11 protein-coding genes are annotated in these 14,222 nt (G+C 62.0%); 8 read left to right on the plus strand and 3 right to left on the minus strand.

Features of this window, described 5'->3' with window-relative positions; genetic code table 11:
• Nucleotides 1–36: 36 nt before the first annotated feature.
• From ACST81_RS23430 to ACST81_RS23450, 5 genes are all read left to right on the plus strand, one after another.
• Nucleotides 37–1,548 carry a glycerol-3-phosphate dehydrogenase gene (locus ACST81_RS23430; protein WP_438754511.1) on the plus strand — a complete coding sequence of 504 codons (1,512 nt, stop codon included), beginning with the start codon at nucleotides 37–39 and terminating at the stop codon, nucleotides 1,546–1,548.
• 9 nt (nucleotides 1,549–1,557) lie between these two features.
• Entirely contained in the window at nucleotides 1,558–2,493 is a 936-nt protein-coding gene (locus ACST81_RS23435) for a TIM barrel protein (protein WP_438754513.1), read from the plus strand.
• A 112-nt stretch (nucleotides 2,494–2,605) separates the two neighbouring features.
• Nucleotides 2,606–3,550, plus strand: coding sequence for a sugar-binding transcriptional regulator (locus ACST81_RS23440; protein ID WP_438754515.1), 945 nt, complete (start codon nucleotides 2,606–2,608; stop codon nucleotides 3,548–3,550).
• 92 nt (nucleotides 3,551–3,642) lie between these two features.
• The gene (locus ACST81_RS23445; protein ID WP_438754517.1) at nucleotides 3,643–4,452 is read left to right on the plus strand and encodes a DeoR/GlpR family DNA-binding transcription regulator; all 810 of its coding nucleotides are present in this window, start codon (nucleotides 3,643–3,645) and stop codon (nucleotides 4,450–4,452) included.
• A 307-nt stretch (nucleotides 4,453–4,759) separates the two neighbouring features.
• Complete coding sequence (locus tag ACST81_RS23450; RefSeq protein ID WP_438754518.1) at nucleotides 4,760–5,419, plus strand: BA14K family protein; 660 nt, start codon at nucleotides 4,760–4,762, stop codon at nucleotides 5,417–5,419.
• Here ACST81_RS23450 and ACST81_RS23455 read toward each other — a convergent pair.
• Complete coding sequence (locus tag ACST81_RS23455; RefSeq protein WP_438754520.1) at nucleotides 5,416–5,880, minus strand: group III truncated hemoglobin; 465 nt, start codon at nucleotides 5,878–5,880, stop codon at nucleotides 5,416–5,418. The genes ACST81_RS23450 and ACST81_RS23455 overlap by 4 nt on opposite strands.
• A gap of 175 nt (nucleotides 5,881–6,055) precedes the next feature.
• Here ACST81_RS23455 and ACST81_RS23460 point away from each other — a divergent pair, with 175 nt between their 5' ends.
• A complete protein-coding gene (locus ACST81_RS23460; protein WP_438754522.1) occupies nucleotides 6,056–6,280 on the plus strand; it encodes a hypothetical protein in 225 nt (74 codons plus the stop codon).
• Nucleotides 6,281–6,320: 40 nt separating this feature from the next.
• Here the strand turns inward: ACST81_RS23460 and ACST81_RS23465 are convergent, their stop codons facing one another.
• The gene (locus ACST81_RS23465; protein WP_438754524.1) at nucleotides 6,321–8,144 is read right to left on the minus strand and encodes a chloride channel protein; all 1,824 of its coding nucleotides are present in this window, start codon (nucleotides 8,142–8,144) and stop codon (nucleotides 6,321–6,323) included.
• Nucleotides 8,145–8,346: 202 nt separating this feature from the next.
• Between ACST81_RS23465 and ACST81_RS23470 the strand changes: the two genes are divergently transcribed.
• The gene (locus tag ACST81_RS23470) at nucleotides 8,347–8,766 is read left to right on the plus strand and encodes a MarR family winged helix-turn-helix transcriptional regulator (protein ID WP_438754525.1); all 420 of its coding nucleotides are present in this window, start codon (nucleotides 8,347–8,349) and stop codon (nucleotides 8,764–8,766) included.
• Nucleotides 8,767–8,869: 103 nt separating this feature from the next.
• On the opposite strand, the gene ACST81_RS23475 is transcribed toward ACST81_RS23470, so the two are convergent.
• Nucleotides 8,870–9,607, minus strand: coding sequence for a helix-turn-helix transcriptional regulator (locus ACST81_RS23475; protein WP_438754527.1), 738 nt, complete (start codon nucleotides 9,605–9,607; stop codon nucleotides 8,870–8,872).
• Between the two features lie 237 nt (nucleotides 9,608–9,844).
• Between ACST81_RS23475 and ACST81_RS23480 the strand changes: the two genes are divergently transcribed.
• Nucleotides 9,845–14,212 (plus strand): beta strand repeat-containing protein, encoded by a 4,368-nt coding sequence (locus tag ACST81_RS23480; protein WP_438754529.1) that lies wholly within the window; start codon nucleotides 9,845–9,847, stop codon nucleotides 14,210–14,212.
• Nucleotides 14,213–14,222 lie beyond the last annotated feature (10 nt).

Raw genomic sequence — 14,222 nt, forward strand, 5'->3', positions numbered from 1 at the left:
TCGACGGTGACCGACGGCGCAGGGAAGGAGCAAGACATGAGCGAATCCGAGACCTATGACCTCTTCGTCATCGGCGGCGGCATCAACGGCGCCGGCATTGCCCGCGACGCGGCCGGTCGAGGCCTGAAGGTCGTTTTGTGCGAAAAGGACGACCTGGCCGAGGGCACATCCTCGCGCTCCGGCAAGCTCGTTCATGGCGGCTTGCGCTACCTTGAATATTACGAATTCCGCCTGGTGCGCGAAGCGCTGATCGAGCGCGAGGTGCTTCTCAACGCCGCCCCGCACATCATCTGGCCCATGCGCTTCGTGCTGCCGCACAGCCCCGAGGATCGTCCCGCCTGGCTCGTCCGCCTCGGCCTCTTCCTCTATGACCATCTCGGCGGCCGCAAAAAGCTGCCGGGCACCCGCACGCTGGACCTGAAGCGCGATCCCGAGGGCATCCCGATCCTCGACCAGTATACCCGTGGCTTCGAATATTCCGACTGCTGGGTGGATGACGCCCGTCTCGTCACGCTGAACGCCATCGCCGCCGCCGAAAAAGGTGCCGTGGTCCTGACCCGTTCGCCCGCCGTCTCCGCCCGCCGCGAAAACGGCGGATGGACGGTCCAGACCCGGAATACCACGACCGGCGAGACCCGTACCTTTCGCGCCAAATGTCTGGTCAACTGTGCCGGCCTCTGGGTTTCCGATGTCATCAACCGCGTTGCCGGCTCGAACTCGGCGCGCAATGTGCGCCTCGTCAAGGGCAGCCACATCATCGTGCCGAAATTCTGGGCGGGCGCGAACGCCTATCTCGTGCAGAACCACGACAAGCGCGTCATCTTCATCAACCCCTATGAAGGCGACAAGGCGCTGATCGGCACGACCGATATCGCCTATGAAGGTCGCGCCGAGGATGTGTCGGCCGACGAGAGCGAAATCGACTACCTGCTGAAGGCCGTGAACCGCTATTTCAAGGAGAAGCTGCGCCGCCAGGACGTGCTGCATTCCTTCTCCGGCGTGCGGCCGCTGTTCGACGACGGCAAGGGCAACCCGTCCGCCGTCACGCGCGACTATGTCTTCGACCTCGACGAAACCGGCGGCGCGCCGCTGCTCAATGTGTTCGGCGGCAAGATCACCACCTTCCGCGAGCTTGCCGAGCGCGGCATGCACCGGCTCAAGCACATTTTCCCGAACATGGGCGGCGACTGGACGGAAAAGGCCCCGCTTCCGGGCGGCGACATGCCGAACGCCGATTACGAGACCTTTGCCAACAGCCTGCGCGACACCTATCCCTGGATGCCGCGCAGGCTGGTGCAGCACTACGGCCGCCTCTACGGTACCCGCGCGAAAACCATCATCGGCAATGCCAACAGCCTCGAAGGACTTGGCCGGCATTTCGGTGGCCAGTTCTACGAGGCGGAAGCGCGCTACCTCATCGCCAGCGAATGGGTACAAAAAGCCGATGACATCCTTTACCGTCGCACCAAGCACTACATTCACTTGTCGGACACGGAACGCGCTGCTTTCGCCGACTGGTTCAACACCGCCCGCCTTGCCGCCGCCTGAGGTTGTTAAATGCCACTGACGCTCTCACTCAACACCAATCCTCTGGTCAACCGCTTTGCCGACCCGGATGATCTCATCGAAACCGTGGCTCGCGACCTCAAACTACGCGACCTGCAACTGACGCATGAATTCATCAATCCGAGCTGGAGCGCGCCGACCATTCGTCGCCTGACGCGCCAGATGGATACCGCCCTGCAGCGGACTGGCGTGCGGGTGACCTCGGGGATGACGGGCCCCTACGGCCGCCTCAACCATTTCGGCCACCCGGATGCCGATGTCCGGCGTTACTATATCGACTGGTTCAAGACCTTCGCCGACATTATCGGCGATCTCGGCGGTGCCTCCGTCGGCACGCAGTTCGCGATCTTCACCTACAAGGACTACGACGATCCGGTCCGGCGCGAGGACCTGATCAAGATCGCCATCGACTGCTGGGCCGCAGTGGCCGAGCATGCCAAGCAGGCCGGCCTCTCCTATGTCTTCTGGGAGCCGATGAGCATCGGCCGCGAATTCGGCGAGACGATCAAGGAATGCATCGCGCTCCAGGACCGCCTCACGGCGGCGAAAATGGCCGTTCCCATGTGGATGATGGCCGATATCGATCATGGCGACGTCACCTCCAGCAATCCCGACGATTTCGAGCCCTATGCCTGGGCGCGCGCGGTGCCGACGGTCTCGCCGATCATCCACATCAAGCAGAGCCTGATGGACAAGGGCGGACATCGCCCCTTCACCGCCGAGTTCAACGCCAAGGGCCGTATCCATCCCGAACCGCTGCTCAAGGCTTTCGCCGAGGGTGGTGCGGTGGATAACGAAATCTGTCTGGAGCTGTCCTTCAAGGAGCGCGAACCTAACGATCGGCAGGTCATTCCGCAGATCGCCGAAAGCGTCGCTTTCTGGGCGCCGCATATCGATACGGGCGCGGCCGATCTCAAGATCGGCTGACCTGCCTGCATCCGACGTTGACCTAACGGGTCGCCGGACAAATCCAAGGCTTGTACAAGCGCCGGTCTGGCGGCTATCGATTGCATCTCCATAATCGAGCAGGACGTCATCGATGGCTGACAATGAAGAATCCCTCGCCATTCGGGCGGCCTGGCTGCACTATATCGGCGGATTTACCCAATCTGCCGTGGCGAAGCGGCTCGGCATTCCCTCGGTCAAGGCGCACCGGCTGATTTCACGAGCGGTCGCCGACGGTGTCGTGAAGGTGACGATCGACGGCGAGATTGCCGACTGCGCCAAATTCGAGGTCGATCTCGCCACCCGCTACGGGTTGCACTATTGCGAAGTTGCGCCTGATGTCGATGATGACGGGCTGGCGCTGACCACGCTCGGCCATGCCGGCGCCGATTTCCTGCGCCGTGAAGTCGAGCGCGACGATGTCCGCGTCGTCGGGATCGGCCATGGCCGCACGCTCTCGGCCGCTGTCCGGCAATTGCCGCGCATCAATGCCAGCGGCACCCGCTTCGTGTCGCTGCTCGGCGGCCTGACGCGCAACTATGCCGCCAACCCCTATGACGTCATCCATCGGCTGGCGGAGAAAACCGGAACGCAGGCCTATGTGATGCCGGTACCTTTTTTCGCCAACACCGAGGAGGATCGCGAAGTGCTGCTGTCGCAGCGCGGCGTCAACGAAATCTTCGACCTTGCTGCACGCGCCGACCTGAAGCTCGTCGGCATCGGCACGGTCGATAGCCAGGCGCATCTCGTCCAGTCCGGCATGTTGCAGCCGGATGAGCTGGAGGAAATCGCCGCACTCGGAGGGGTCGGCGAGTTGCTCGGCCATTTCTTCGACCGCAAGGGCCGCATCCTGCAGACGTCGGTCACGGCGCGCACACTCGCTGCTTCCTTCTCGGACAAGGGTCCCGATCGGATCGTCGCCATCGCCGGCGGGCCGATGAAGACGGAGGCTATCCGCGCCGTTCTCCACAGCAACAAGCTTCACGGCCTGATCACCGACGAACGGACGGCTCGCGAACTCCTGTTGCACGATTCGTGACCGGAATCACAAAATCACACTTTGCATGTTATAATTTCCCGCGATTGACGATATAGATTCCCCACGGCCGACGATCGACCGGGAGGATGACAGTGAAGCGCGACGAACGCAGGCAGGGTATCATCAATCTTCTGGTTGAGAGCCGAGCGGTCGATCTCGACGATCTCGCGGCACGTTTCGCGGTTTCGAAGATGACGATCCATCGCGATCTGGACGATCTCGAACAGGCCGGCGTGTTGCGCAAGGTGCGGGGCGGCGCGACGATCGACGCCGGCACCCAGTTCGAGAGCGACTTTCGCTTCCGCGAATTGCAGGAAGCCGACGTCAAGCGATCGATCGCCGAAGCCGCCGCGGAACTGGTCGAGCCCGGCATGACGGTGATGATCAACGACGGCTCGATGGCCGCCGTGCTCGGCGATGTCCTTGCCCGCAAGAAGCCGGTCACCATCATCACCAACAATGCCGCCATCATGGAGCGCAACAAGGGTGAGAACGGCGTCACGCTGATCGGGCTTGGCGGGGTCTATTCCCCGAAATTCAACGCCTTTATCGGCATCGTCACGGAAGAGGCCCTGTCGCGACTGCGCGCCGACATCGCATTCGTCTCGGCGCCAGCCGTCTCCGGCCGGCTTGCCTATCACATGGATGAAGCGGTGGTCCGCACCAAGCGCGCCATGATTGCCTCTTCCCGCCAGAGTTGCCTCCTGATCAACAGCCGCCGCTTCGGCCACACCGCGCTGCACGTCTTTGCCGATCTCGGCGATTTCGACACCGTCATCTCCGACAAGCCCCTGCCGCAAGAGACATCGATGGAGCTTGGCGACGGGCCCACTGTGGTCAGGATTGCCATTTCGCCTACCCAGCAAGACGGAAGTGCCGTCGCCGCGACGGAGCCGGACTGAGGGCGCATGCGGGCGGCTTGTGGCCCACGAAATCCGGCAGCCAGGGGTCCGTTGCGGCGTCCATACAGGATTGTCCAACGCGTCGATAATTAAACTCACGCGAAGCCCATCCTGGACTTTGGTCCTGTTCGCTCCGGGAAAAGGACCTGCGCGTACGATATCGGCCCTTCCTTCGGGAACCCGGATTCACCCCCTTGCGTTTCACTGCCGAACACCGATCGTGGATCCACGGCGCGCATTTGAGACTTATACGCGCTGTTCCGGATCAAGGCGCGATGGAAGGTGTTTGAAATGCAAGGAGCAGGTCATGCAAGGCAATCTTCTGCCCATCCTGGGCATAACCCTCTCGCTCACCGTCGCTGCCGGCAGTGTTCTGGCCATTCCGGCCGTTCTGCCAGATGCGGAACCGAGCACGCTGAACAGCACGGATATCTCTTCGCTGTGGACAGCGCGGCCGATGAAGATCGATCCGAGCAGTCAGCATTTCGAACGCCTGCCGGCCCGGCCTGTGCCGCAACAGGAAACGGCTGACGCGCTTCCCGTGCTGGACAGGATCGTCACCAGTGCCGTTTCGTCCGAAATGATGCGGAGCGCGCCCGCCGGCTTTGATGATTATGATCAGGAAACTGCTGGCCTGCCGACCGAGAGTATCGATATGGCCCGGATCGAATGGTGCAGCGAGCGATATCGGTCTTACCGCGCTTCAGACAATACCTATCAGCCCTATAGCGGCGCACGCCGGGTGTGTGAACCGCCCGTGACGACGGAGGCGCAGGAGGCCACGATGGAGCCGGAGCCGCTGCCCGACGATCTTCCCCAGCACGCGTCGAACACCGTCGAAAATGCCGATACGCAGGACGCCCATCTGCAATGGTGCTTCGCCCGCTACCGCTCCTTCGATCCGGTCGATAACACCTATCGCGCCTATAGCGGCGAAATCCGGTCCTGCGTCTCGCCCTATATCTAACGTTTCAAGGCGGGATCGTCGAGCGCCGGATTATAGAACAGCGAGAGAGACAGGCTGCGGGCGATCCGCTCCGCGGTTTCCATGAACCAGGCCTTGGCCTGCGGCGATGAAACGACGTCGTCGAGCGTCGCGGAAAACAATGCGAGCCATTGCGGAAAGAGGTCCGGCGTCATGTTCGCAACGCCGAGATGGGCCTGGACCGGTTTGCCGCCATAGGCGCCGCTACGCAAGGCGACGGACGACCAGAAACTTTTCATCTTTTCCATATGCTCGGGCCAGCGCCCCGCCAGCCGTGCGTCAAAGACCGGACCGAGCTGCGGATGCGATTTCACGCGCCCGTAAAACGCATCGACCAGCGCATCGATCAACGCATCATCGATGCCGATCTCGTTCATTTCCTTTTCCGCCCGCTCGCGGATTGCCGCGCTGTTGAAGGCGCGCGCCTGTAGGTTCTCGTCCATGGGTCATCCATATCGTCCGCACCAACGGACCGCTGACCTTCCATATAGGCATCGTCGGGAACCTGCGCCACCAAAAGGGGTCGAAAGACGACAGGCATTCCGTCGCAGGCCGGACGATCTTGAATTTATATCGCAATACGATATATTAAGAGATCCCATCAAAGGAGAATTGCCCATGTCCACGGACAGATCATCATCGCATTCGGAGCCTTCGCAAACGGAAGACGCCAGCCGGTTGAGCCTGCTGAAACAACAGCTGGACGAGCGCCTCGCATTGCCGAGGGCCAGCGGCTGGCGGATCCTGCCGCTGGAATGGCGTTACGACTTCGCGCTGCTGTTCGACCAGGTCCGCGGCTGGATGGCCAATATCGACCGCAGCTACAACACCAGGTCCAAATAACCGAATATCCTTCCGGAACGGACCTGGTGTCGAGACGAGTTCAGGCCTGACCGGTCTTTACGGGGGCGGTCTTCCGCAGCCCGAGATAGGGCTGGCGCTCGTTTTCGAGCGTGTTGGCGGCGTGGCGGATGCGCAGGAGGTCCTTGCGCGCCACCAATCCGAGCAACCGGCCCGTTTGCGGATCGACAACCGGAATGCGGCCGACATCGGTCGCCAGCATCAGATCGGCGACATAGCCGATCGTATCGTCGGGATTTGCGACCGGAACCGATGTGTCCGAGACCCGCTCGTCGAGACTCTGGTCGGCCAGCGCGGGATCGCGCTGCCAGCGCAAGGCGTCGCCGCGCGACACCACGCCCTTCAACTCTCCCGCCGCATCAACGACCGGATAGATCCGGTGCGTTCGCTCGGTGTTTGCGAAGAAGGCCGAGGCCTCACCGACGCGCATCGCGGCCGGAAGCGTATCGACATCAGTGATCATGATATCGCGGGCGCGGGTATATTCGAAGGGGTCGATGCCGTATTCGCGGGTGATATGCTGACCCCTGCGGGCGATCTTTTCCGTCAGGATCGACCGGCGGAGAAGCAGCACCGTCACGGCGTAAGCGGAGATCGTGGCGACCAGCAGCGGCAGCAGGCTCGAAACATCGCCCGTCAGTTCGACAGCGAAAAAGGTGCCGGTCAGCGGCGCGCGCATCGTTCCGCCCATCATCGCCGCCATGCCTAGCAAAGCCCAGAAGCCGGGATCGCCGGGAAGCAGCAGCCCGACCAGCCAGCCGAGCGTCCCGCCGAGAATGAGGAGCGGCGCCAGCACACCGCCCGACGTGCCGGATGACAGCGACACCAGCCAGATGACGGCCTTGACCAACAGGATCGTCAGCACGGCCTGCGGCAGAAGGCGGTTGTTGAGGACACCGTCGATGATGTCATAGCCGACGCCAAGCGCGCGCGGTTCGATCAGGCCGCCGAGGCCAACGACGAGGCCGCCGATGGCCGGACACCACATCCAGTGGATCGGCAGCGCCTCGAAGGCATCCTCGATGCGGTAGAGCAGCGTTGTCAGCAACCCGGATTGCAGGCCGGCGATGATACCGACGAGCGCGCAGAGCCCGATCCCCCACCACGGCAGGTCCATGTGGAACTGTCGCGGGAAAAGCGCGCCCGCCTCGAACAGGAAAGGACGCCAGCAGGCAGAGATGCAGGCGGAAAGCGCAACGGGAATGAAGCTTCTCGGCTTCCATTCGAACAGCAGCAGTTCGACGGCAAGCAGCACGGCCGCGATGGGTGAACCGAAGATTGCCGTCATGCCCGCCGCAGCCCCGGCCACAAGAAGCGTCTTGCGTTCGGCGGCACTCATATGGAAACACTGGGCGAACAGAGAGCCGATCGCTCCGCCGGTCATGATGATCGGCCCCTCGGCGCCGAACGGACCGCCGGTGCCGATGGAGATCGCCGAAGACAGGGGCTTCAGGATGGCGACCTTCGGCGACATCCGGCTTCCGCCGATCAGGATCGCCTCGATCGCCTCCGGAATGCCATGGCCGCGGATTTTTTCCGATCCAAAACGGGCCATCAAGCCGATGATCAGGCCGCCGATGACGGGGACAGCGACCATCCAGACAGAACGCGGAGCCGTCGCAGGCGACGTGACCGCAAGGCTGACTTGTCCGAACCATGCGAGGTTGGTGACGAGTGAAATCAGGCTGACCAACAGTCTGGCGGCAAACGCGCCGCCCGTTCCGACGATGAGCGCCATGCCGATCAGGGCGAGAACGCGTCTATCCGTCGTGAAATCTCCGGCCTCGCGCCGGGCGAGACCGCCGGTGAAATCGTGCGGTGGGTATTCGGTCGTCTTGTGCGGCATCGGTCTTCCATTGGTGCAGCGTTGCGATGGCCGCAATTACATCGTATTACGATATAAATCAACACATGGGACGAAGACAATTTGCCGCGAAGGGTGGCCTGCCAGACGAACCTGCGGTAAGCCGGGCAAAGACATATTGAACGGAAGGTGGGACGCCGGACGATGCGGCGTGGCCGGAATGCCAATCGCGGGAGAACGGAGAATGGCGAAAAGCAGGCTCAGCGACGCCGATTACGAGGCCCTGTCCAACCTGCGCTATACGTTGCGCCGCTTCACGGATTTCAGCACCTCAGCCGCCCAGGCCAAGGGTCTGCCGGCCCAGCAGCATCAGGCTCTGCTTGCCATCCGCGGGCATCGCGACGAGGAATCCATGGCCGTCGGCAAGTTGGCCGAGCGGCTGCTGATCGCGCCGCACACGGCAACGGAACTGGTGAACCGCCTTGTGTCCGCCGGCTACGTGACGCGCAATTCCGACCCGGCGGATGGCCGACGCCAGACGCTGGCCCTTACCGAAAAGGCCGACGACATCCTCGAACAGCTCTCCGCAACCCATCTTACGGAAATCCGCGAAATGGCGCCCAAGCTGATCGACATCCTCCGCTCGCTCGAGGCCGAGCGGTAAGCTCCGATGTCTGCGATCCCGTGATGAATGGGCTGTTTTTCGGCGGCTTTCACAGGCGCTCCGGCCAGATATGAGCGTCGCCGACAATGTCGGCTTGGTGTCCTTAAAGTATCCGAAGATTGGCGACCCGCGCGATGGCCTGGGTTCGGTTTCGGGCGCCAAGCTTTTTGCGGGCATTGTCGACATGAAACCGCACCGTCGTCTCGGTAATCCCGAGCAGGTCGGCGATTTCGCGGTCCCGCCGGCCATCGGCGAGGAAGGCGAGGCAATCCCGCTCGCGGTCGCTGAGATGCGGGCAGTCATCCTTGATGCTGCCGGAAAAATCCATCAGCCGTTCCGTCAGGATCAGGCCTCCCATCTGCACGGCCCGCTCCATGTCGGCACCGATATTGCGTTCACCGAAGCCGAGATGCAGCGAGGCGATCACGCCACGACTGCCATAAGATGTCGCGCAATGGGCGTCGGCGATATCGGCTTCGCTCAGGGCTTCCCAATAAGCACCGTAGGCAGGGTCTTCATGGGGCGCGAAATCGGAAAAGCGGTAACGCGTCCGGTTCTCGCGAATGGCGGAGACGAGCGGATTGCAGTCGAAACAGATGTAGTTGAAGGCCGTGCTTCCCGGCCATCGTTCCGGCGAAATGCGGGCAAGGACGCCGCCGGCGGCCCAATGCGCCTCGGAGGTCAATCGCGCCATCGGCCGCCGGTAGAGGCGGGTCTGCAGATAGGTCGCGCCCATCCGGCTCGCGGCCCGAAAGAAGCGGACACTCGCGTCATGCGGGGTCGTAGCCGTCAGCGCATCATCGACAAGTTGCAATGCCTGGCTGACCACGCTCCCACTCATGATGCCCTGTGTCCGATCGTTCGCCGCAAGCCGAGGTTTGCCAGGAAAATGTGCCGAAATGATACCACAGAGCACCGAAAATCAAAGGGAACTGTGAGTTTCGAGAGTTGCGCATCAATGGCCTATCCGCCATCGTTTCGACGGCTGATTGGGCTGCACGACGGTGCGCCAAAATGATTTCGGACAATCTCTTTATGGCAGTGCATTCGATGACCTATTTTATTGGGGAGCAACACGATGGCCGGCAAATGGAATGGTCTCCAATATATCGGCGACAATACCAACGACATCGTCGTGGGCGGCAGCGGTGACGAGACGATCTTCGGCAACGAGGGTGACGACAATCTCAAGGGCGGCAAGGGCAACGACTATATCGATGGCGGTGTCGGCAGCGACGACATCGACGGCGGCGATGGCAACGATATCCTGACCGACGTCCAGAGCATTCCCTGGGGGTTCGTCGGGTTGATCGGCCATGACACGCTTCGTGGCGGCAACGGCGACGACGAGTTGCGCTTCCAGTCTCCCGATACCGGCGACATCGCCGATGGTGGCGCCGGCATCGATCTCCTGCGGATCGACTATTCCGCGATCATCAACAACAACATCGTCTTCGCCCTCGGCCCGACCACCAACGTCAAAGTCGATGAGGCGCTGACGGTCGCGATCAGCAATATCGAGCGGGTGATCTTCCGCGCCGGCGGTGGCAACGATTTCCTGACGGGCGGCGCGCTCGACGACGCGCTCGTCGGTGCCGGCGGCAATGACACGCTGCGCGGCATGGGCGGCAACGACTCCCTTGATGGCGGCACCGGGATACAGGATATCGATGGCGGCACGGGGATCGATACCGCATCCTTCGATATTTCCAGCGCCACCAACGCCGTCACCCTGACCAATGGCGCCAGTGTCAGCCTCGGCAGTTTCGGCAAGATCAGGAATGTCGAGATCTACGACGCCGTTGTCCTCGGCAGCGGCGGCAACAAGGTCACGCTGACCCAGGCGGAGGGGGTCACGCTGACCACCGGCGCGGGCGGCGATACGATCACGACCGTAGGTTCGGCGGAGATCAAGTCGGGCGGCGGCAGCGATCTCATCCACACCGGATCACAGGCCGATGAGGTCAATCCCGGCGACGGTGACGACACGGTCTATCTCGGCGCGGGCAACGACGAACTCAGCTATTACGACTGGGACAGCGGCGTCAACAATCGCCTCTCGACCGGCGCCGACACCGTCTTCGGCGAAGGCGGCGATGATGAAATCTACACCGCTGCCGGCGCCGACAAGATCGACGGCGGCACCGGCGACGACACGATCTATTCAGGCGCCGGCAGCGACACCGTCAAGGGTGGCACCGGCGATGACGAGTTGAATGGCGAGGCCGGTGCCGATATCCTCTATGGCGGCGATGGCAATGATATGATCGCGAGTGATCATGATGCCTATACCGACACCAATCCGGTCGATGCAGACATTCTCTATGGTGGCAATGGCAATGACTATCTCGTTGCCGGTATCGGCGCGGACAAACTCTATGGCGAGGCGGGCGACGACACGTTGAGCGTCGGCGTTCAGGCAAACGGGACGATCGATCAGGCGGTCGATCAACTCGATGGCGGAACGGGAATCGACAGTCTCGAGGTTTTTCCGTTCTCCTTCTACGACCATGGCACCGTCGAAGTGGTGCTCGCTTCGGTCACCAACATCAAGATTAACGGCGCGACGGTCGCTCAGGCACGCAATATCGAACGCCTCAACATCTCGGCTTATGGCGACGGCAACCAGAAGATCACCGGCGGTGCGCTTGCCGACACGGTGCGGACCGGCCAGGGAAACGACACGATCCGTACGGGCGATGGTGACGACACTGTCAGCGCCGACAACGGGATTGACCTGGTCGACACGGGCAACGGAAACGACAATGTCTCGATGGTGGTCGCCGGCACGGACAAGGTGACACTCGGAGCAGGCAGCGACAGCCTGACGATGACGACCTATTCGCCCAACACGTTCTACAGCGCACCGGTTGGCGCCGGCGCCTATGATGGCGGCAGCGGCATCGACACACTCACCCTCAACTTCTCTTATACCAACCTCACCGGCATCAAGTTCGACGGCACCAAGCTCACGGCTGCCGGCAAGCTGCTGGGCACATTCACCGGCTTCGAAAAGATCAACGTCACGCTAACCGGGACAAACCCGCTGAATTTCAGCGGCGGGGCGGGCAACGACACCATTACCGGATCGAGCGGCAACGATACCCTTTCGGGCAAGGCGGGCGACGACACGATCAACGGCAACGGCGGCGACGACAAGCTGGACGGTGGCGACGGTAACGACACCCTGTCCACCGGCGCCGGCAAGGATGCGGCCGTTGGCGGGGCGGGTGACGACACGATCAACGCAATCGCCGACGTCGCATCGGACATGATCGATGGTGGTACCGGAACAGACAAGGTCAGCCTGACTCTGGATTCAACGCTGTTCAGCCAGAAGGTGACCATGACCGGCTCGCTGGCGACCGGAGCGACGATCAAGAGCGGCACCACCATTGTCGCTACCCTCAAGAATGTCGAAGCCCTTTCGCTTTATACCGGCGACGCCGACGATACCCTGATTGGCGGCGCGGGAAACGATGTACTGAGTGCCGGCAGCGGGAAAAACAGCGTCAAGACCGGGGCTGGCGATGACGACATCACCATTGGGCTCGACGCAAAGGCCGACACGATCGATGGCGGATCCGGCACGGATTACTTCCGTGGCTATGCAACGGGCAATCTCGCCGTGGTCGTCACCGGCAACTTCCTGACCTCGACCGTAATCAAGGTCGGCGGCGTCGTGGCAGCGAATATCACCGGCATCGAGGCCGTACGGCTGAGTGGTGCTGACGGCAACGACGTGCTTTCAGGGACTGCCGGCAATGACGATCTCAACGGGAATAGGGGTTCTGATACCTTGAAGGGGCTGGCGGGTGACGACATGCTGGGCGTCACGATCGACTCGGGCAAGGATTCGATCGATGGCGGAGCCGGTAACGACACGGCCAACCTCTACATCGACTATGCCGCGACGACCGGCATAACCATGACGCTGAACGGCGCCGCCACGGAAGTCCGGCAAGGCACATCCCTTCGCGCCACCATCGTCAATGTCGAGTCCTTCACCGTTTCCGGTTCGGATTTTGCCGACAAGATCATCGGCGGCGGCGGTGACGACCGGCTATATGGCTGGGTGGGTAACGACAAGATTTACGGTTACGGTGGCAACGACAAGCTTTATGGCGGCGTCGGAACCGACACGCTCGATGGCGGCGCCGGCCGCGACATGGCGGTCTTCTCGGATCTCGGCTCCGTCTCGATCACGGTAACGCTGGTAAGTGGCGCGGCGATTGTCACCGTCGGCGGCATTGCCAGCGACAAGCTCGTCGGCATCGAGGATATCTGGGGCGCGGGTGGAGCCGACAAGTTCACCGGCGATGCCGAGGCCAATACCATCGTTGGCGCGGGCGGCAACGACACGCTGAACGGCGGGGCCGGGATCGATACGGTCGATTATTCCGACCACTATCTCGGCGTCATGCTCACGCTTGCGGGGACGACCGTCACCTCGGCGACAAGCGGCACCGAAACCGATCAAATCTCCAATTTCGAAAATGCCCGGGGTGGTTTCGGGACTGATGGCCTGACCGGTAACGCTGCGGATAACAACCTTTGGGGCATGGGCGGGGCCGACACGCTCAAGGGAGCCGCGGGCAGTGACGTGCTTGACGGCGGCGCCGGCGGCGACCTGCTCGATGGCGGATCGGGAACCGACACGGCCTCCTATGCCGGCGCGACTATGGGCGTCACCGCCAGCCTGGTGAAGCCGTCGACCAACACCAACGATGCCCTTGGCGATATCTACACATCGATCGAAAACCTGATCGGCTCCGACTATGAAGACCGACTGATCGGCAATTCCTCGTCTAATATCCTCGATGGCGGCAAGGGCAAGGATACGCTGAACGGCGGCGGCGGCAACGACATCTATGTGCTCTGGGCGGAGACTGACGGTATTACCGACAGTTCCGGCGTCGATACCATCACCTCGACTGTCACTCGCTCGCTTTCCGGTTATGCGACGATCGAGAAGCTGACCTTGCTTGGGGGAGGTGCGATCAACGGGACCGGAAACGGGCTGGGGAACACGATCACCGGCAACACCGGAAAGAACACCCTGTCCGGCGGCGCGGGCAACGACACGCTGTCGGGTGGTCTCGGGATCGACAGGTTGATCGGCGGCACTGGCGATGACACATTCGTTTTCAATACCAAGCTCGGATCGACCAATATCGACGTGATAGACGATTTCGTCGTGGTCGACGACCGGATGGTGCTGGATGACGACATCTTCACCAAGGTCGGCAGCGTGGGCGATCTCGCTACCGCCGCGTTCTACATTGGCGCGAAAGCGCACGATACCAATGACCGGATCATCTACGACCAGACGACAGGCAAGCTCTGGTACGATGCGGACGGCAGCAATAGCGGCGTGGCGGTGCAGTTCGCGCTGCTGGACAAGGTTTTGAAGATGACCGCGGCGGACTTCGATATCATCGCGTGACCGCCGCATG

Origin of the sequence: Pararhizobium sp. O133 (genome assembly GCF_051669845.1) — a bacterium.
Taxonomy (GTDB): Bacteria; Pseudomonadota; Alphaproteobacteria; order Rhizobiales; family Rhizobiaceae; genus Pararhizobium.

Coding starts and splice junctions, on each gene's coding strand:
- ACST81_RS23470 (WP_438754525.1), top strand. CDS start 8,347: ATGGCGAAAAGCAGGCTCAGCGACGCCGATTACGAGGCCCTGTCCAAC.
- ACST81_RS23465 (WP_438754524.1), bottom strand. CDS start 8,144: ATGCCGCACAAGACGACCGAATACCCACCGCACGATTTCACCGGCGGT.
- ACST81_RS23455 (WP_438754520.1), bottom strand. CDS start 5,880: ATGGACGAGAACCTACAGGCGCGCGCCTTCAACAGCGCGGCAATCCGC.
- ACST81_RS23450 (WP_438754518.1), top strand. CDS start 4,760: ATGCAAGGCAATCTTCTGCCCATCCTGGGCATAACCCTCTCGCTCACC.
- ACST81_RS23480 (WP_438754529.1), top strand. CDS start 9,845: ATGGCCGGCAAATGGAATGGTCTCCAATATATCGGCGACAATACCAAC.
- ACST81_RS23430 (WP_438754511.1), top strand. CDS start 37: ATGAGCGAATCCGAGACCTATGACCTCTTCGTCATCGGCGGCGGCATC.
- ACST81_RS23475 (WP_438754527.1), bottom strand. CDS start 9,607: ATGAGTGGGAGCGTGGTCAGCCAGGCATTGCAACTTGTCGATGATGCG.
- ACST81_RS23435 (WP_438754513.1), top strand. CDS start 1,558: ATGCCACTGACGCTCTCACTCAACACCAATCCTCTGGTCAACCGCTTT.
- ACST81_RS23460 (WP_438754522.1), top strand. CDS start 6,056: ATGTCCACGGACAGATCATCATCGCATTCGGAGCCTTCGCAAACGGAA.
- ACST81_RS23440 (WP_438754515.1), top strand. CDS start 2,606: ATGGCTGACAATGAAGAATCCCTCGCCATTCGGGCGGCCTGGCTGCAC.